The sequence below is a fragment of the Paenibacillus sp. FSL R5-0475 genome (assembly GCF_038004585.1).
Lineage (GTDB): Bacteria > Bacillota > Bacilli > Paenibacillales > Paenibacillaceae > Paenibacillus_AQ.
In genome coordinates this window covers 1,261,195-1,280,699 of sequence record NZ_JBBORK010000001.1, presented here as the reverse complement: position 1 = coordinate 1,280,699, position 19,505 = coordinate 1,261,195, and the positions used below count along the sequence as shown (strand labels likewise).

Here is a 19,505-nt window from a genome sequence, read left to right as displayed (position 1 = left end):
AATTTTATGATCATTTAAGCTCTCACTTATGATTCTTTCAGCTTTCAGGGAATACTAATTCAAGTAAGTACCTATCACATATAACATACGAGGTGAGTGAATGAATAACAACATCAAAAAATTAGTGACCATCACAGCTGTTCTTTTCCTCAGTCTGTCTCCAGCACTTGCTCCTACTCGGAGCGTGTCAGCTGAGAATGTAACCTCCACTGCACCTGATTCTGGGCCTTCGGAAAAAGGTCATAGACCCCCACCAGGGAAAGACGGGAAATTCAGAGCCGGCGGACATTTCATTATTTTCGAAACAGCCAAGCTGCTTGAGATGGATCGTACGGAGCTAATCAATAGCCTTAAAACAGGCAAAACCCTCCCCGAGCTTGCCCTTGAAAAGAAAGGCTGGACAGAAGATCAATATATTCAAAAGCTCAGCGAATCCGCAAGTAAGCGGCTGGATCAAGCCATCAGCGAGGGACGTCTAACAAAAGACGAAGCTCAAAAGCTAAAGGCTGGACTTCCTTCTATGCTGAAGAAAAAAATAAGTAAAATGGGTCATTTCCAAGATCATAAATCTTCGGAACATCATGTGATGAACCCTCAAGCAAAAACGCCTTCGGTGTCCTATTTAGGACGGTAAGCGTTTATGCGAGAAATATAAGGATAATGTATAGCGTGAAACATATATATTCTTATATTTTAAAATATCCCCACAAAAACGGATATCTTCATTTCTTATGAGGATATCCGTTTTTTATAGGCTTCAAATAGACTGATGGATAACATCAGCCACGCGCCACTTGCAGCATAACCACCAATTACGTCGCTAGGATAATGAACTCCCAGGTAAATACGACTCCAGCCAATGCCCACAGTCATGAATACCCCAAATATTATTAACAGGATTCTTTCACTTCTTCGCGGCAAATGACGCCACAGTAAATAGGCAATTACCCCATACAGGGAGAAGGCTGCCATGGAATGTCCACTTGGGAAACTATAACCGAGCTCTTGGACAATACGATTGAAATTTGGACGCTCCCTTTGAAACCATAACTTCATAAGTGTATTCAATAGCTGTGAGCCTAGTCCAACCCATAGGAACAGAATTAGCTCAAGCCGATGTTTCAGCAGAAAATACAGCAGTGCCATCGTGACGATAGATATACCAATCGCTACCTTGGAGGAACCAATCAGAGATAGTCCTTTGGCGAATGTGGTCAGTCCAGGTGATTCAGCGGATTGAACAAAATGAATCATATAATTATCAAATGATGATACCTTATTCATATGAACTAGAATCGCAATAACGACGAAACAAGCAGCAAACCCTATAAAATAACGAAAACCTCTAGACCAGTTCTGATAATAAAGCATAAATACCTCCGTGTCTAATTTTGTGCCTGTCGATCACATTTCCTGAGAAGCTATAACCCGTGCTATAATTATAGAGAAATAAATATACAAAAAGATGGAGTGCTGCCAAAGTGGAGAGTCTAAAATTACAGGAACGTTTGTTGAATCAGTTTATTTCCACAAAGGTGCCCGTGACGATTTTTACAACAAATGGTGTAAAAATGCAAGGCGTCGTAACCTCGTATGATGCATTCACAATCACTTTACAGGGTCAAGGTGATGGCAGACAGAATGTGCTCTTCAAATCTGCAGTATCCACTATTGTACCTCTTAAGCCCGTCTCACTCAAATAGTTCACACATTCATTAAACTTCTTCATCCTATTTTCAATAATAAAGGGAACACCGGACTACATCTCCGGTGTTCCCTTTATTATTTTCTTAAATTGTCTTATTCACTCTTCAAAACGAGTTTCTTTTATACTGGGAAAATCACAGGCTTCACACACACCGGCTTGGATACCTCGGCAGTATTTCCAGTAAAGACGAGACGACCACTGGTCTCTTCAATAGAGAACACAACCAGGTTATTAGCGTCACGATTTGCAACAATAAGATAAGCCCCATCCGGAGTTAATGAGAAGTGTCGTGGATGCCCTCCACGAGTAGATACATATTCAATTAGTGTAAGCTTGGCAGTAGCGTTATCCACTGCAAACACTGCGATGTTATCGGCTCCACGGTTAGAAGCGTAAAGATATCTTCCATCTACTGAAGTAGCAATTTCAGCGCAAGTATTCTCTTCCTTAAAATCTTCAGGCAAAGTTGAAATTGTATCTACCGTGTGAAGAGTCCCTGTAGCACTGTCATATGTAAACGATGTTATCGTGGAATCCACCTCGTTTATAACATAAGCAGACTTTCCATCTGGATGAAAAGTAAAATGACGAGGTCCGGCCCCTGGATGAAGCGCTGTATCTCCGTGAACTTCTAGTTTGTTCAAGTCTCTATTGATTCTATAGGACCGAATAATATCAAGCCCAAGATCAGAAACAAACAGATACTGTCCGTCCGGACTAAAAATAGCCGAATGGGGATGCGGGCGATCCTGACGTTCAGGATGGTGACCATGACCGGAATGAATCGCGACATCCGCCAGTTGATTAGCAACTTTTTCTTCATCTAATGTGATCAAGCCTACACTGCCACCATGATAACTACATACAACAATGTATTCATCGCTTAGATCTCTAGAAATATGGCATGTGGTCGTTTGACCATTACCTGAAGCAGGCATTGAGGCTATACGGTTCAATTCGCTCAATTTCCCACGCTTAGCATCGATAGCAAAGGTAACGACTTCTCCCTCTTTTCCACCTTCACCATTTGGCTTTTCTCCTATGGCATATAAACGCAGGGCTGAAGCATCTACATTAACAAAGGTGGGGTTAGTTATACCCTGAACCGAGTCGATTAATTTTAACGTACCTCCTGCTTCGCCATCGAATTCAAATACCTGCACACCGCTATCCGTGGCACTTGCATAGGAACCCGTAAACAGCAATAACTTAGTCTGCTTTTCCATCTTTACATCCTCCTTCAAAGTATTGCTATTATATAATTTACAATTTTTAAACGTTAAAGACAAACTATAAAGTAAAAAGTGTGACAAATAGTTCAAAAATAAGGCTTTCCAATGATTAGGGATTGTGCTATAATGAAAGCGCTAACATTAGTCTTTTATTAAGTATAAAGGGGGAACATGAATGAGTAGCATCCTGCTGGAAGCCAGAAATGTATACGAGGACTTCGAGGTGGAAACAGACATTCTGTTCTTTAAGGTCGGGGACCATGATTTGGTCATTTTTCACGGCAGAAACTACAACATAAAAAAGAGAATGACTGCCGAGCAATTAAAACGATTGTTATCCAATTCTACTTACTATCATGTGTACGGTGGCTGTTATGTCAATCTAAACAAGATCAGTTCTATCGAAGACGACTGCATTTATTTCGGAGAAAAGGGCCTATTCGCTAAAAACGTACGGGTCCCAAGACGGAAACAAGAAAGTATTCGTCATCTATTGAAAGGACTGAAGTAAACATCTTATTCCCATAAGCCGGAAGGGCATGTTACCGATGCCATTTCCGGCTTTTTGCTTTTTATTAATAGAAACTTAAAAAGATCCTATCTTTTTTTATACTTTCTTAAGGTTTAGGATCTGGATTTCTGTTAAAGTTGTAAATAGACAAGCAACACCTATATTGAAGGGAGTCATTACTAATAATGGACAAAAAAGATCTGAATGGAAATGAGAACTTAGAAAACAACGGTACTCCGGAAGAAGAATTGAACACTACCGAGAATACCAATGAAGTAAATGAAGTGGAGATCGTAGCTGCTGAAGAACCTGTGAATACAACAAAAGAGGAAAGTGTTCCAGTAATGAACAAAGTCGGCAGCAACAATAATACGACGCCACCTGCTCCACCAGTTTCTCCTAAAGGTAACAAGGGCTGGATGATTGCCTCTGTGGTTCTGGCTGCGGCACTCATCATTGTATTGATTAAGCCTCCATTCCAAAAGGACGACAGCAGCACAGCTGTTGCTAGCGTTAACGGAACTAACATTACTAAAGAACAACTTTATGATAAATTGATCGAAGCAGGCGGAGAAAGCACACTGCAAGCTATGATTACTACTGAACTCGTTGATCAAGAAGCTAAAAAAGCTAACGTAACTGTTACTGATGAAGACATTAATGCTGAATTAGAAGACCTAAAAGCACAATTCGGCGGAGAAGCTGCATTTAATGCTGCATTGCAACAAAGCTCAATGACCGTTGATGACTTGAAGAAGCAAATGCCGCTGCAAGTAAAACTGCGTAAGATTCTTGAGCCGCAAGTGACTATAACGGATCAAGAAATCAAAGACTACTATGAAGCAAATAAAGCTACTTTCAATGAAGAAGAACAAGTTCGCGCTTCCCACATTCTCGTTGAGACTAAAGAAGAAGCGGATGCAATTCTGAAGCAATTGAAAGATGGAGCAGATTTCGCTGAACTTGCTAAAGAAAAATCTTCAGACACTGGTTCCAAAGCTAATGGCGGAGATCTAGACTTCTTCAAACGTGGAGATATGGTAGCTGAATTCTCCGATGTAGCCTTTAAACTTAAAGTTGGGGAAACAAGCGGTGCTGTGAAATCCGATTACGGTTATCACATCATTAAAGTAACCGACCACAAAGACGCTAAAAACTACACCTTGGAAGAAAAGAAAGATGAAATCAAAAAGACGCTTGTGTCTCAAAAGGTTTCCACTCTTTCCACTACTTGGTTGTCAGATACAACTGCAAAAGCAAAAATCACAAATTCACTTACGGATGCCAAAAAAGAAGCAACAGCTTCTCCTGAGCCATCTGCAAGCGCAGAAGCAGGAACTGAATCTGCTAAATAATATGACTGCAAAAAGCAGGACAAGCGTTAAGAGACGCTGTCCTGCTTTTTTTGTACCTCTATTTTCGAACTTTTAATTAATGTCCTTTTTTACGGACCTGCTTATCACGATTCTCTCCCCACTCTTTCGCTTGTGCGGTAGCAATAGAAATCGCCCTTCCCTCTTCATATCCATCTTCTAGCAGTGCATTAGCAATATCAATCGCCTTATTACGAATAGGTGCAGTGAAGTTCTTGAGTGAATCTGGATAATCTTCTTTGTTCCACGGCATATAAAAAAACCTCCTTAACCTGACTATATAATTAATTAGCCTGGTCTAGGAGGTTTTAAACACTCTCTTAAGCTTATTTAAAGACTTTAACGCGATCTTCCACCGGTTGGAATTGTTTCTCACCTGCTGGAGTTACTGTCTTACCAAATGGCAATTGAGCAATCAGTTTCCAGTCTTGCGGGATGCCCCAAGCTTCTTTCACTTCGTCATCAATCAGTGGGTTATAGTGCTGCAGGGATGCACCTAAACCTGCTTCAGAAAGTGCAGTCCATACTACGAATTGCAGAATGCCTGAAGATTGGTTAGACCAAACTGGGAAGTTCTCGGCATACAATGCGAAGTTTTCTTGAAGGTTCTTCACTACCGCTTGATCTTCAAAGAACAATACGGAACCGTAACCTGCTTTGAAAGATGCTAATTTTTGCGCTGTTCCTTCAAATTGTTCAGCTGGAACGATTTTGCGCAAAGTTTCTGTCGTGATATCCCATAATTTATCATGCTGTTCACCTAAAAGAACAACCGCTCTAGAGCTTTGGGAGTTGAATGAGGTTGGGCTATGCAAAACCGCTTGCTCAACGATTTCAATAATTTGAGCATCGGCTACAGTGGATTCTTTACTGATGGCATAGATGGAACGTCTTCCTTTAACTGCTTCAAGAAAATTGTTAGACATAAAATAACTACCTCCATTTATTTAAGTAACTTACTTTTGTACATCTTATCACCTTTTTTCTGAAAACACAACATCTATTCACAACTTATTTTGTCGGATATACAATTAGCCTCGGTTAGTAACATCTCCCCTTCACTTTTCCGATATACATTTCGGCTAAAAATAAGCTACAATAGTGCAGCAAAAGTGCAGAAGGAAGGTTATATAAATGAATTTTTCAACAGATAAAGTTCTTATTCTACATAAAAAAACGGTCATATTCTCTTGTGTAGTGCTCTTTTTACTTAGCTTGGCACTAACTGGCTGTAAAGACACAAAATCGTCTAATTTAAACGCTGTGGAACTTGATCAAGCTGAGCTAAAACCTGTCTCTTTCTGGGTCGCCACAGACACTCACTTTTTGGATAAAGATCTTCAGGATGGTGGGCAGGCTTTTCAGACCTATGTCACTGGAGGCGATGGAAAAATGCTGCCCTACAGTGATGAAATGGCTGAAGCTTTGGTCTATGACGCTGAACAGAAAAAACCTGCGTTTATCATCCTCAGTGGCGATTTAACTAATAATGGAGAACGCAGCAGCCATCAAAAGTTAACCGAAAATTTAAAACGAATCGAACAACAAGGAACCTCTGTTTATGTCATTCCAGGCAATCACGACTTATTTAATCCTTGGGCTAGATCCTTCAGTGGCGATAAACAGCTCCTTACGGATTCAATTACAGATAAGGATTTCGTCAAAATGTATGCGGATTTCGGCTACAAAGAAGCTGCATCACGTGATAAGGAATCACTAAGCTATATCGTCAAGGCTGCCCCCAACTTATGGATTCTCATGATAGACAGTAGCCAATACCTTAATAATAAAAAATACGGTTTCCCTCAGACCGATGGACGTATTGCTTCCTCTACGCTTTCATGGATCGATGAATCCGTTAAGCTTGCAGCCAAAGAGCACGCTTCAGTGATCACGGTGATGCATCATAATTTATTAAGTCACACTTCTATGTCTGTTTCAGGCTTCAAGCTTAATAACAGCCAGGAAGCTATAAAATCCTTACGGAAGAATGGACTTAATCTAGTTCTCTCAGGACATATTCATATGCAGGACATTCAAGTAGATCCAGCAGACGCGAATCAAGATACAGCATCCTCTGAACCAAAGCCAATCTATGATATCGCTACGAGTGCTATGGCCGTCAATCCGCATCAATATGGAGCCATGACCTTTGATCCCGTCTCGCGAACCATAAACTATAAAACAACGTCTTTGAACGTAGAAGGTTGGGCTGAAGCTAATCAGATTACAGATCACAATCTCTTAAACTTCAAGGCTTATGCCGAAGAAGCCTTTGCTACTAACTCCTATGACAAAGCTATGGATAGTCTTAAGGAAAGTCCTTTAACGGAGTCTGAAAAAGAATCCATGGCGAAGGTAATGTCCAAGCTGAATGTACGATACTTCTCAGGAACTGCAGGTACCTTTGCTAAGGATATAAAAGCGTTGCCGGGCTACAAGCTTTGGGAGGAACAGCAGGACGGTTTCTTAGGAGGGTATGTCCAAAGTATGGCTGAAGAAAAAGCGCTAAGTAATGTCGACCTAGAAGTGGTTTTAACGAAGCAATGAAAAGATGCCATATTTCATATAAAAAACCCAGCTTCACCCGCATTTCTGCGAAGTTAGAAGCTGGGTTTGTTTGTGTTATTTAGCCAATGAGGATCGAACTAACTATTTACGTGTAATAGTAATCCAACCATCTTCATCTACATACACAGTAGCATGAAGTGCTTCAGCAAGCAGACGCAGCGATACATAGGCATCACCATATTCGTCAACAAATACAGGCTCTGCAAGCTTCACTTTTTCACCGTTAATTACTGCTTCGGAAGAACCGATTTTGAAAACCAGCTTATCACCGTACACACCATCAGTTACGATAATAGCACGATTGACTGTATCCCATTCCACAATAGCATCTAAATCTTCTGCAAAATACCGAAGAGGAATGTACGTCGTATTATTGTCAACGATCGGATAATAATATTCGTCGTCTGGTTCGATGACAATCGTTCTCTTGGTGATACCAAGATCGTCTTTCAATATACGATAAACGTTAGAATTTGGATCAAAATTGTTCAAAGTCTCTCCAGGAGTCAGGTCACCAGAAGAAACATCAAGTGCTCCTTCAGTACTGATTGGATCTGCCGTTACAGCACCACCAATGTTCCAAATCTGACTGGAAGCCTTAAGAGAGAAGCTCTTTAATGGCATATCTTCAGTACCTGGAAGCGCCACTTTCAGATCAACATTCTGTTTACGAACATGTAGTCCACTGTCTACAAAAATGTCGACAGCAAGCTTCGTATCCTTACTCAGAACCGTCTTAAGCTCAGGGGTAGCTTTGTAAAGACTGTCTAGTTGATTGTCATAAACCAGCAGTAACGCATCCACAGCCAATTTTGCTGCATCATGCAGTACAGTTACAACAGCTTCTTTATCACCCAGAGGAATTACTCCAATACCTGGAATTTCATAATCACCGGAGGCTTTTTCGTCCATAGCTTTAATCACAGGATATAGATAGTCATATAGACCACCAACCAATTCTGTAAAGCCTTCCGTATCTTTAGAGATCGATTTCAGGAATCCTTTTAACAATGCCGGAAGCTCATCACCCGTCACTTCGGTATGTAACTTCGTCATATTCACCTGCTGGCCATACACAGCCTCACTAACGGGTGTTACGCTAATTGCGCTTGGATTAGGAAGATTCTTCACCACAAACTTCGTTAGCAGCTTACTAAGATCTTCAGCTTTAGTCAGATCCAATCCAACTTCAGCAAAGACCTCATCATAACCTTGAACCGGGAAGTAAAACGGTTGTTTTGCTCCTTCAACCGTAAAGACTAAAGTTTTTTTGTCCATAAACAATGAGAATGGAATATTCAATTGTTTATAGCCGATCGTTCCATTGGCAGATACATTACCATTCTCTTGTAACTTTGCATTGCTAATACTCAGGGAAAAAGAATTTATGAGATCGACCATTTCCTTATCTTCTGCGCTAATTCCTTCTGAAGGTTCAGCGTTCATAGAAAACGTCATGCTGGATTCTGATGATTTAACATCGACATCCCCGATCAATGCCTTATTAACATCGAAACCTCCAACCGATTGACAACCGGCCAGAACAAGCAGCAGTGCAACAAAAGGAATAAACCATTTTGCCCTAGCTTTCATTCTCCTCATAGCAAGTCTCCTTTTTTAAGATTTTTTGAAATCAATCCATTATCTCAGCAAAGGCAACATTTGTAAATCAAAGTATTACTTATTGTAAAAATACTATAGATTCAACAAAGTTCGCCATTCGATAGAAACCCATTCATTGTATATTACGCCTTTAAATAACGCTAAAATCAGTAAATGCGCAGGATAAAAAGACCACCACACCCAGCGTGGTACCCGGTGACGCTCTAAATATCCCCAAAGTGCAGGCGCCAAAGCAATCAACATCGTTGGTAAAATACTAAGCATTTGCACAACCCAATAATTATAAAACATGTAGAACAGATTAAGTGCCAAATGTGCTACAACAAGCCAATATGACTTCGTATAACGGAATATCAATACTAGCAGCAGGCCGTACGCATTATAATCTATCGGGAAATAATCCATTAACGCGATAGCTGCAATGACGACTGGTATTCCAAGCCATGGAGTAGGCAGTTTATCTAAAATAACCAATACGGTTGCGGATAACAAAAGCGTAAACACCACGTTCCATCCACCAGGATTAATCGCTAAATTGTATGGGATCTGAGCAATAATAGCGATAATGAGCAGTCGGAACAAGTATTTCGGTCTGGATGATGTATGGATATGCCCCTGCACAAGCCCGTAACAGTAGATTGGAAAGGCTATTCTTCCTACATATCTCCAAGCAATATCCTCTGGAAAAAAGATATAGCCAATATGGTCGATTAGCATCGTCAGCATGGCGAGAATCTGCATATCAAACCTCCTTAAAATAAGTTGATATCATACATTCGCCAATGAGTACTTCATCTCCTTCGCCTGTACACAAATGATGACTGCAATAAAAGAGAACTGAATTTCTGGTTTCTTGCCTCTTGACTTTATGGGGTGCAATTGAGTACTATGAACGAGCAACATCATATGGCAATGATCAAAGACATGATTTCCTATACGAACTGTCCAGAGAGAGAGGTCTAGGCTGAAAGCTTCTCCAGTACACGATTGTGAAGTTACCCCTTTGTAGCCGTGGCGCTGAATCCGCAGATCTAAATTTTGTGGTAGTATGTGGCACCGACTTATCCACGTTAAAGGATACCAATGAGGTCCTATCCTTGTGATAGGTCGAATTAGGGTGGAACCACGAGCTGAACGCACTCGTCCCTTTCTGGGAGAGATGCGTTTTTTTGCGTTCACCACTAACAATTTTTGAGAAATGGAGGCTAACAATCATGGAGATCAAGGTAACACTGCAAAACGGAACAATTAGAGAGGTACTGCAAGGAACGACGATTAAAGAAGCAGCAGGTGCCATAAGTACCAGTCTGAAAAAAAATGCTGTAGCTGGAATTATCGATGGAAGATCCGTTGATCTAAACCAAACGATCGAACATGATTGCCAGCTCGAAATTGTTACGTTGGATAGCAAAGAAGGCCTGGAAATTTATAGACACAGTACAGCACATATCATGGCGCAGGCCATAAAACGTATATATGGAGATAAGGGTGTCCAGCTCGGCATAGGTCCAGTAATCGAAGATGGCTTCTATTACGACATTGATATTGAGACACCTCTATCCACGGCTGATCTTGTAGCAATCGAACAAGAGATGGCGAGAATTATTCAAGAGAATCACCCGATTGTCCGCCGTGTCGTTCCCCGCGCTGAAGCAATCAAGCTTTTTGAAGCGATGAATGAGCCCTTAAAGCTGGAGCTTATCCGTGATCTACCGGAAGACACAGTATTATCTATTTATGATCAAGGTGAATTCTCGGATCTCTGTCGAGGCCCACATCTTCCCTCAACTGGCTTGGTCAAGGCTTTTAAGCTGTTGAATGTAGCAGGTGCCTACTGGCGTGGAGATTCGAATAATAAAATGCTGCAACGTATTTACGGAACTGCTTTTCCTAAGAAAGCTCAACTTGAAGAGCACTTACTCTTTCTTGAAGAAGCTAAAAAACGTGATCACCGTAAGCTCGGCAAGGAACTGGAATTGTTTATGTTCTCTGAAGAAGCTCCAGGTATGCCCTTCTATCTTCCCAAGGGGATGACTATCCGCACAGAGCTTGAGAATTTCGCACGTGAATTACAAAGACAGAGAGATTACGATGAAGTTCGTACACCACTGATGATGAACAATCGGCTTTGGGAGCAATCCGGACACTGGGATCACTACAAAGACAATATGTATTTCACCAATGTAGACGAAACAAAATTCGCACTCAAACCGATGAACTGCCCAGGTCATATGATGATCTACAAAAATAATCTACATTCTTACCGAGAGTTGCCTATCCGAATTGCCGAATTTGGTCAAGTACATCGCCATGAGTTCTCTGGGGCACTTAACGGGATGATGCGTGTTCGTACTTTTTGTCAGGATGATGCCCATCTCTTCGTATTACCAGAGCAGATTGAGGATGAAATAAGCCGGGTAATCTCACTGATTGACCATATTTATCAAGTGTTTGGCTTTGAGTACAAGATTGAATTATCTACTCGCCCGGCAGATTATATGGGATCAGAAGAACTATGGGATCTAGCTGAACAATCATTACAAAGTGTATTAGACAATCTCGGGATCGAGTATCGTGTGAATGAAGGTGATGGCGCATTCTACGGACCAAAGATTGATTTCCATATTTTAGATGCGCTAAAACGAAGCTGGCAATGTGGAACCATCCAACTAGATTGGCAAATGCCAGAGAAATTCGATCTTACTTATATCGGGGAAGATAACCTTAAGCACCGCCCGGTCGTAATCCATCGCGCTGTTTATGGGTCGATTGATCGTTTTATGGGGATTATTACGGAGCATTATGCCGGCGCATTCCCGCTATGGTTAGCACCCGTCCAAGCGAAGTTATTGCCCGTCTCTGAGAACTACGTTGCTTATGCGTTTCAGGTGAAACAATCCTTAGAACAAGCTGGCATTCGTGTAGAGGTTGATATCCGAAATGAGAAGCTAGGTTACAAAATTCGTGAAGCCCAACTTGAAAAATCACCCTATATGCTCGTTCTCGGTGAGAATGAGAAAAACTCTGGCAGTGTTTCTGTAAGAAAACGTGGTGAGGGTGATCTTGGTTCAAAGAGTATCCAAGAGATTATTGAGCAGATTAGTGAAGAAATAGTTAGTAAAAAATAAAGTTCTGCGTCAAATTAAACGTAAAAGGGCTGTCTATTCGTAGAAATCTACGAACAAGACAGCCCCTTTTTTGATCACATATTAATATTCACAGGAACACTATTTCACGTACAGACGACTACTTTCATCCCAATACTCGCCTGGTTTGAGACTGAATAAGCCGATCTCATCCGCTGGCAGATCTACCATTGGTGCATTAACCAAGTTGATTTGCGGCTCTGGGCAGAAGAACTGCTCAGAAGCACCATTATTCCAGATCATCCACTGCTTGTATGAAGTCCCAACGTCATAAACTAAAGTGACTCCAGCTTTGCTGTCAGTAAGCTCCATCCGGTTACGTCCATTCTGAGCTACAGCTGTGTAATGGTTGTCCATCGAAGCGAAATAAGGATTCACACCTTCATCACGAAGCTGAGCTTCACCTGGCTCCAGCTCTTGAAATTTACCAGTCGGCAGCATACGGTCGTTCAATTCCCAGCGATTACCGATGGTCGCTTTTACAAGGTAATCTTGTGGTGTGCTACCTGGTGCAAATGGAGCATTAATCGCGGTATGGAATGCCAACAAGCAAGGCATCTCTTCATCACCATCATTATGCACTTGTACCTGTTGAGATAAGCCACCTTCACCAAGGGTATAACGTAGTTTCATTGTGTATTTAAACGGCAAGTATTGATAAGAAGGATGGCTCTCATCCACTTTGATGAATACGGTTACGAAGCTTTCGGTCTTCCCGCTACCGAACTCTTCCACTTCCCAAGCTGCCGTATGTAAAAATCCATGTAAATGGTTGCCTGTTGCGACTTCATTTACCGGGAGTTGATAAGTTTGACCATTCCAAGGAAATTTGCCATCTTCATAACGATTCGGAGGAAATAATACAGGAATACCATGGATGCCTGGACTTGCTTTGAAAGCTTCCATTTCCTCAGCTCCCGGTTCATGCAAGAAACGGTAACCGTTTTCGGTATCACGGAAACAGATCAAGTTGCCACCGATGCCTGGTAAGATAGCTGCCTCATAACGACCAGCTTTCAACCAGATGGCTGCTTCTCCTTCATATTGTCCTTCATAGGCTGTGATAGACATAATAATGTGTTCTCCCTTCCAGTGTCTGATAATTGTCTCTACTTGATAGATTACCACATCTAGTCATGACGTGACATGCCCTTTTTTAGAGCTGTTCCACTTCAACGCTCATGACATGATCAATTTTCTTCACATCATAATAAATCTCTGTAGCGTAATCTTTATCCGGCGCTGAGATCACCATATCGATCATTTGTCTTCCATCTTCCAAATCCTTAATTTTCATTCTGCGGATCGCCCGGGATGGACTTCTAGTACTTCGTTGGGTACTAACCTGAGGTCTCTCAATTTTTTGGATCACTTCAGTAAGGACAAAATTAGCTTCCATGATGATTCTCACCGAAACTTCATGCTTGTTAAGCACTTCAGGACCAATCGAACGAATTAAATGAGGAACTAAATTCACCGCAAACATTAGAAGAATAACCGCATATGCTGCTTCAATATAAAATCCTGCTCCCACAGCTATACCAATCCCCGAAGCTGTCCAGATGAGTGCTGCCGAGGTCAAACCTGATATCGCATCACCGCCTCTACGCAGGATAACACCAGCCCCCAAGAACCCTATCCCACTGACAATTTGAGCAGCGAGGCGCATCGGATCCATATTTGGATGCTCAGGACCTGCAAACTTATCAAAGGCATGAATAGACACTACAGTTACAAGACAAGAGGCAATACTAATGACCATACTGGTCCGAATCCCCAGCGGTTTCTGCTTGATCTGTCGGTCAATCCCGATGAACAGCCCGAACAGCATGGCCACTAGCAGCTTAATTAATGATTCAATATGAAAATCCATAGTTCATTCTCCTTTCTCCACAGATACTCCATTATAACGGAAAACGGAGATTATGATTAGCTTTATTTTACAGCAAAAAAACGGCACTCCTATCCTCCATGTATATGCGCAGACAGCTTATATAATCCGCATAACGAAGAGGATAGAATCCGTTTTGGTGAAAGATTATTTAACCATGGAGCAACGATTCTGCACCGTCACAATAAATCTCAGTTCCTGTAATATGATCGGAATCCTCGGAGGCCAGAAAAAGTGCCAGCTTTGCAACTTGATCAGGACGCCCAGGACCTTCCTCTAGCGGTTGATCCCCTTCCGGAAATTCGACAGGGATCTTTACCTCTTTGAGATCCTCGGATGGAAAAGTGTTGTCATCTATATTGGTCTTAATAGCCCCAGGACAGATTGCATTTACGCGAATTTGAAATTGAGCCAGTTCTAATGCTGCCATTTTCATAAAAGCAACCTGACCTGCCTTTGTCGTACTGTAAGCAGAAAAACCGATGTTAGAAAATACACGATTTCCGTTAATGGAGCTGTTAATCAGGATGCTGCCACCGCTTTCTTTTAGATGCGGTATCGCATATTTAACCGTCGCGAAGGTTCCACGAAGGTTGATGTGAATCGTCTGGTCCCAAGACTCAATATCCATCGTTTCAATGGGCGTCATGGCTCCATTAATCCCTGCGTTTGCAAAAACAACATCAAGACGACCCCATTTCGCGGCCGCCTTGTTTATGGCAGCTTCCACTTGCGGGGGTTCAGCAACATCGCATTCAATTACGAGAGCTTCTCCGCCTTCTTTCTCCACTTGTTTTCTAACCTTTTCTGCGTTCTCAACAGTTCTATCCAGCAACACAACTTTGGCTCCGTTACGAGCGAACTCAAGCACAGTTGCTCTTCCAATGCCGGAACCACCTCCTGTTACAATCGCTACCTTACCTTCCAGCTTCTTATCTGCCATGTTTAAGTATCCTCCTTCTTGTCATGCAAGCCTTCCAGTTAAGTTCTTTCCTTAACCTTAACCTCGCATACAGAAGTTGAATCGATAGATCTTTAATACCCCAAAGGATTATTTTTATTCACCCTGCCGAAGATGGATAATGAGATCATTTAAACCGGCTTCACGGATGCCCTCTACAATAAGATCAGCAAGCAGACGTGCTCCTAAAATCTGAAAATGTGTATTGTCTTGTACGCCAACTGGATGCAAGATATATTCTCCCGGATAGGACCACATGAACAGATCCTTCGTTCCTTCCACACCATATGTTTCAAAAAGCTTACGACTCTTCTCCGCCAAATCGATTAGGGGGATCTGCTCAGTCTCAGCCAACTCTTTCATTGCCGTTAAATACTCTCCATGACTGTCTACTATAGCTTCTGCAGGATCAAATCTCCGCCTATGTACAGCGGTCACCAGTACCGGGTAGGCTCCTGCTTTCCTAGCAACTGTAATCATCCGCAGCAAATATTCTTTATATGTAGTAAAAGGTTCGGTGTGTCTATGTTCATCTCCTTTTGAATCGTTATGACCAAACTGTATGAACATATAATCTCTGGGACGAAGCACAGTAGAAATATTGTCCAAATGCCCTTCCTCAATAAAGCTCTTGGAGCTACGTCCTGAAATGGCTCGATTATCCACTACAAGACCTACTTTGAAGCAGCGAGGCAGCAACTGGCCCCAGCCAGCATAGGGATAACCAGCTTCTCCTTGATCGGTCACCGTAGAATCACCAGCCAAATATAAGACGAGCGCTTCGTTGTCAGGCTCAATGTCGAGAGCATTTATTCGAGGCGCAATACCTGAGAAGGAGAGCTTTAGCTGACCACCCATGATTCGCATCGCAAATGATTCTCGTATATACTGACCTGCCGGGACGTTCAATGTATCTAATACGTACTTACCATCACCTGCTCGAATTATTGTACTCGTATCTGCTAAGGAGTCACCAAGTAACAAAGAAATCCGGTAAATCCCATCAGGAATATCTAACAGGAAGACTGCCTTCTGCGGAATGCAGAAATCACTTCTTAATGTATCTGCTCCTCCCCTGGAACGCCCGAATACTGTCGAGTCTGAAGTAAAACCAAATTGCGCATCCGGAGAGTATCGTGAGTCCGGCCGAATTTTGGTGTAGCCGGACGCTGTATCTTTAATCCCAAAGTCAAAATGATAGCTATCCAAATTCAGCCGCACCTTTCTTCATTAGATATTTTATCCTTTCAAACCACTGGTGCTGATTCCTTCCACAATCTGCTTTTGAAAGATAAAGAAAATAATCATGACGGGTGCCAAGCTAAGAACGGACATGGCAAACATGGGTCCCCAGTTGGACACGGACTCACTGTCGAGGAACATTTTCAGCCCCATAGAAACTGTATATTTAGATGGAGAGTTCAGGTACAACACTGGCCCAAGCAGGTCTTCCCAGCGCCAATAGAAGGAAAAGATCGCTGCAGTAGCCATAGATGGACGGATGAGTGGGAGAATGATTCTGAAGTACAGACCAAATTTCCCGCACCCATCAATCGTAGCCGCTTCGTCAAGTTCAACAGGTATTGTCCGAATAAACTGCAGCATTAGGAAAATAAAGAACGGAACACCGAAGAACTGTGGAACCACGATCGGCTTGATACTATCGAGCCATTCCAATTTCGCATAGATGATATATTGCGGGACTAGCACTACATCTGAAGGAAGCATAAGCGTCATCATCATGATACCGAACCATAAGCCATGCCCTACAAACTTATTACGTGCAAATCCGAAGGCTACCAGTGAAGAAGAAACCACCGCTCCTAGAGTGGCTACAACGACAATAATTAATGAATTCTTTATAAAGACACCAAAGGAGTATCCGGCAATCCCTTCCCAGCCTTTAGCATAATTCCCCCATACCCATGGATCGGGAAGAAGCTGCTGAGCGGTAACAAATACAAGCCGGCTCTCTTTAAAAGAGCTCATGATCATCCACAAAATCGGATACAGCATAATGATAGCGAGGCCACCGATAAGAATATGATACAGCGGCCATTTCAGTTTCATTTTCGCCATGGATTATTTTCCTCCTTCCGATTCGTAGAAGACCCACGATTTGGATGTCTTGAACAAAATTCCGGTCATGATGCCGACTAGCAACAACATCACCCACGCCATAGCTGAAGCGTAACCCATGTTATTAAACATAAAGGCCTGACGGAATAGATATAGAGAATACAACATCGTACCGTCCATTGGTCCGCCTTCACCTTTAGAGATAATATAAGCTGGAACAAAGGTCATAAATGCACTGATCGTCTGCATGACTAGATTGAAGAGAATAACTGAGCTTAGGAGGGGCATTGTAATCTTAAAGAACTTTCTGAAAAAGCCTGCTCCATCTACACTAGCTGCCTCGTACATTTCACCAGGAATGTTCTTTAGACCCGCCAGAAAGATCAACATGGATGAACCAAACTGCCACACGGATAAGGTGATCAACATAATAAGCGCAGCGCTCGGATTACCAAACCAACTTACTGGACCAAGGCCGAAAAAACCGAGCATGCCATTAATAATTCCAGTATCACTAAAAATATTACGCCACATGATGGATACCGCCACACTGCCACCTATAATAGAAGGTAAATAATAAGTTGTACGATAGGCTCCGATCATGCGCGATTTAGTATTTAGAATCATAGCCACAAATAATGCAAAGGTGAGACGTAAAGGCACACCAATAAATACGTAAAGCAGCGTCACCTTTAGTGAATGCAAATATTTCGGGTCATTCGAGAACATTTTGATGTAATTATCAAATCCGATCCATTTAGGTGGAGCGAACAAATTGTATTTGGTAAATGAAAGATAAAGAGAAATGATCATCGGGATCAATGTGAAGCAAAGGAAGCCAATGACGAATGGACTGATAAAGGCATATCCTGTAAGGTTGCTTCGTAAACTCCGGTCTGTTAGCTTCTTTTTCTTAAAAGCCAGCGGATTCGAAGGAAGGGGATTCGTGGATGCCAAGGGTCTCCAACTCCTTTTTATGTGAATAATAAGGGAAACGGACTGCCGCCTAACCAAATGGCATGCCGTTTCCCATGTTAGACGCAGTATAGTTATCTATTACCTTCTATTACCGGCTGGAGAGAATAGCGTTCGCTTCTTTTCGGAACTGTGCGGCGGCTGCGGCTGGGTCAATTTTGCCGAAGTTCATTTGTTCAGCAAGGTCTGTAAGGAGTGCTACTACCTCTGGCGATCCAACTGGCGGACTCATTGGAGAAGTAGTAGGCTCCATGTCAGCTACGAATTTAAATACTTGCTTACCGGAATCCGTTAATTGTGAAGCTACAGATTCTTTGATTTTGCTTGAAATTGGCACACCACGTTCGCCTTTGATTAAATTGTTGGCTTCGGGATCATTAATCCAGAAATCAACGAACTTCGCTGCTTCTTCCTTCACTTTTGAGTTAGAAGTAACCGACCAATACATACTTGGCTGCATGTAGAGTCCTTTTTCCATATCCGGACCAGGCATTTGTGCCAGTGCCATAGGACGATTTACAGCGATTTGCAAAGCAACATATTGGTTAGACCATTGCCATACGCCGATACCTGTTCCTTTTACAATATCCGACTCCTCGATAACGCCTTTGTTTTGGCTCAGTTTGTCTTGGGATGGAACCGCTCCATCTTTAATTAAACCAGACAACATTCCGAAAAAGTCAGTGAACAACGCATCATCCTCATATCCAAGCGCTGAACCATCATTGTTATAAAGTGCCAGCCCTTTTGTACGCAGATAATAGTTGAAGAATACGTCAGCTGCCATAGAACCGTCGATATACAGTCCAGCTGATTTAGCTTTCGCAGCAATTTCTTTGTATTGATCCCAAGTCCAGTTCTCCGGAATGGAATCCACCCCTGCCTTCTTTAGCAATTCTGGGTCATATTGAAAACCAAGTACGTTAACGCCTAATGGAATTCCGAATTGCTTCTCATTGATTACCCCAGTACTAAGGACGTTCTCATTCACATCGCCGACTTGGATCTGAGAGTTCAAATAAGGCTTCAAATCTTCGAGCTGTCCGTTAGACCCATATTGATTAATATAAGAAATATCCATTTGAACGATATCAGGAAGTCGATTCGCTGCTGCTTGAGGGGCAAGCTTCTTCCAATAATCATCGAATGAAGCATATTCAGGTTCAATCGTTACATTCGGGTATTTGGCTTCATACATATCAATCACTTGTTGAGTATAAGAATGCCGTGTATCTCCACCCCACCAAGCTATACGCAGAGTTACGGGTTCTGCTGAAGTTGTAGCTGCGGGTTTCGTTTCTGAAGGCGTGTTTGTAGCGGAATCCGTAGCGGCAGCACTATTATTGTTATTACCTCCACCACAACCAGCTAACATCGATGACAACAACAATGGTACGGCTAGTAAAGCGAATCTCTTTTTCAAATTCATGTCCCC

At 42.2% G+C, this 19,505-nt stretch carries 18 protein-coding genes and 1 pseudogene; 6 read left to right on the top strand and 13 right to left on the bottom strand.

What is annotated here, in order from left to right; all coding sequences use genetic code 11:
* Positions 1-100 precede the first annotated feature (100 nt).
* Positions 101-634 (top strand): hypothetical protein, encoded by a 534-nt coding sequence (locus MKX41_RS05495; RefSeq protein WP_076282886.1) that lies wholly within the window; start codon positions 101-103, stop codon positions 632-634.
* 95 nt (positions 635-729) lie between these two features.
* Here the strand turns inward: MKX41_RS05495 and MKX41_RS05490 are convergent, their stop codons facing one another.
* The gene (locus MKX41_RS05490) at positions 730-1,371 is read right to left on the bottom strand and encodes a phosphatase PAP2 family protein (protein WP_340969030.1); all 642 of its coding nucleotides are present in this window, start codon (positions 1,369-1,371) and stop codon (positions 730-732) included.
* 110 nt (positions 1,372-1,481) lie between these two features.
* Here MKX41_RS05490 and hfq point away from each other — a divergent pair, with 110 nt between their 5' ends.
* The gene (gene hfq / locus MKX41_RS05485) at positions 1,482-1,703 is read left to right on the top strand and encodes an RNA chaperone Hfq (RefSeq protein ID WP_042126951.1); all 222 of its coding nucleotides are present in this window, start codon (positions 1,482-1,484) and stop codon (positions 1,701-1,703) included.
* Between the two features lie 124 nt (positions 1,704-1,827).
* Here the strand turns inward: hfq and MKX41_RS05480 are convergent, their stop codons facing one another.
* On the bottom strand, positions 1,828-2,934 hold the full coding sequence (locus tag MKX41_RS05480; RefSeq protein WP_340969027.1) for a lactonase family protein: 1,107 nt from the start codon (positions 2,932-2,934) through the stop codon (positions 1,828-1,830).
* Between the two features lie 181 nt (positions 2,935-3,115).
* Between MKX41_RS05480 and MKX41_RS05475 the strand changes: the two genes are divergently transcribed.
* Positions 3,116-3,451 (top strand): hypothetical protein, encoded by a 336-nt coding sequence (locus MKX41_RS05475; protein WP_042126947.1) that lies wholly within the window; start codon positions 3,116-3,118, stop codon positions 3,449-3,451.
* A gap of 185 nt (positions 3,452-3,636) precedes the next feature.
* Positions 3,637-4,806: a peptidylprolyl isomerase gene (locus tag MKX41_RS05470; RefSeq protein ID WP_339803027.1), complete on the top strand. Its 1,170-nt coding sequence runs from the start codon at positions 3,637-3,639 to the stop codon at positions 4,804-4,806.
* Positions 4,807-4,915: 109 nt separating this feature from the next.
* Here the strand turns inward: MKX41_RS05470 and MKX41_RS05465 are convergent.
* A pseudogene (locus MKX41_RS05465) lies at positions 4,916-5,077 on the bottom strand (DUF2188 domain-containing protein); the annotation flags it as partial.
* A 73-nt stretch (positions 5,078-5,150) separates the two neighbouring features.
* On the bottom strand, positions 5,151-5,750 hold the full coding sequence (locus MKX41_RS05460; RefSeq protein WP_042187439.1) for a nitroreductase family protein: 600 nt from the start codon (positions 5,748-5,750) through the stop codon (positions 5,151-5,153).
* Between the two features lie 208 nt (positions 5,751-5,958).
* Between MKX41_RS05460 and MKX41_RS05455 the strand changes: the two genes are divergently transcribed.
* Complete coding sequence (locus tag MKX41_RS05455; protein WP_340969023.1) at positions 5,959-7,374, top strand: metallophosphoesterase; 1,416 nt, start codon at positions 5,959-5,961, stop codon at positions 7,372-7,374.
* A 102-nt stretch (positions 7,375-7,476) separates the two neighbouring features.
* Here MKX41_RS05455 and MKX41_RS05450 read toward each other — a convergent pair whose 3' ends face one another.
* Positions 7,477-8,997: a copper amine oxidase N-terminal domain-containing protein gene (locus MKX41_RS05450; RefSeq protein WP_339247488.1), complete on the bottom strand. Its 1,521-nt coding sequence runs from the start codon at positions 8,995-8,997 to the stop codon at positions 7,477-7,479.
* Positions 8,998-9,090: 93 nt separating this feature from the next.
* A complete protein-coding gene (locus MKX41_RS05445) occupies positions 9,091-9,759 on the bottom strand; it encodes a TraX family protein (RefSeq protein ID WP_340969021.1) in 669 nt (222 codons plus the stop codon).
* Positions 9,760-10,232: 473 nt separating this feature from the next.
* On the opposite strand from MKX41_RS05445, the gene thrS reads away from it, so the two are divergent.
* A complete protein-coding gene (thrS, locus tag MKX41_RS05440; RefSeq protein WP_339270678.1) occupies positions 10,233-12,146 on the top strand; it encodes a threonine--tRNA ligase in 1,914 nt (637 codons plus the stop codon).
* A gap of 99 nt (positions 12,147-12,245) precedes the next feature.
* Here thrS and MKX41_RS05435 read toward each other — a convergent pair whose 3' ends face one another.
* The 7 genes from MKX41_RS05435 to MKX41_RS05405 form a co-directional block, all read right to left on the bottom strand.
* Entirely contained in the window at positions 12,246-13,235 is a 990-nt protein-coding gene (locus MKX41_RS05435) for an aldose 1-epimerase (protein WP_339270676.1), read from the bottom strand.
* Positions 13,236-13,320: 85 nt separating this feature from the next.
* Entirely contained in the window at positions 13,321-14,037 is a 717-nt protein-coding gene (locus MKX41_RS05430) for an MgtC/SapB family protein (protein WP_042126933.1), read from the bottom strand.
* Positions 14,038-14,206: 169 nt separating this feature from the next.
* Positions 14,207-14,998, bottom strand: coding sequence for an SDR family oxidoreductase (locus tag MKX41_RS05425; RefSeq protein ID WP_042187431.1), 792 nt, complete (start codon positions 14,996-14,998; stop codon positions 14,207-14,209).
* Positions 14,999-15,112: 114 nt separating this feature from the next.
* Complete coding sequence (locus MKX41_RS05420) at positions 15,113-16,225, bottom strand: rhamnogalacturonan acetylesterase (RefSeq protein WP_340969019.1); 1,113 nt, start codon at positions 16,223-16,225, stop codon at positions 15,113-15,115.
* 30 nt (positions 16,226-16,255) lie between these two features.
* Complete coding sequence (locus MKX41_RS05415) at positions 16,256-17,095, bottom strand: carbohydrate ABC transporter permease (RefSeq protein WP_042126927.1); 840 nt, start codon at positions 17,093-17,095, stop codon at positions 16,256-16,258.
* A 3-nt stretch (positions 17,096-17,098) separates the two neighbouring features.
* Positions 17,099-18,019, bottom strand: a complete 921-nt coding sequence (locus MKX41_RS05410) for a carbohydrate ABC transporter permease (protein ID WP_340974822.1) — start codon at positions 18,017-18,019, stop codon at positions 17,099-17,101.
* 142 nt (positions 18,020-18,161) lie between these two features.
* On the bottom strand, positions 18,162-19,499 hold the full coding sequence (locus tag MKX41_RS05405; protein ID WP_149644202.1) for an extracellular solute-binding protein: 1,338 nt from the start codon (positions 19,497-19,499) through the stop codon (positions 18,162-18,164).
* Positions 19,500-19,505: the final 6 nt, after the last annotated feature.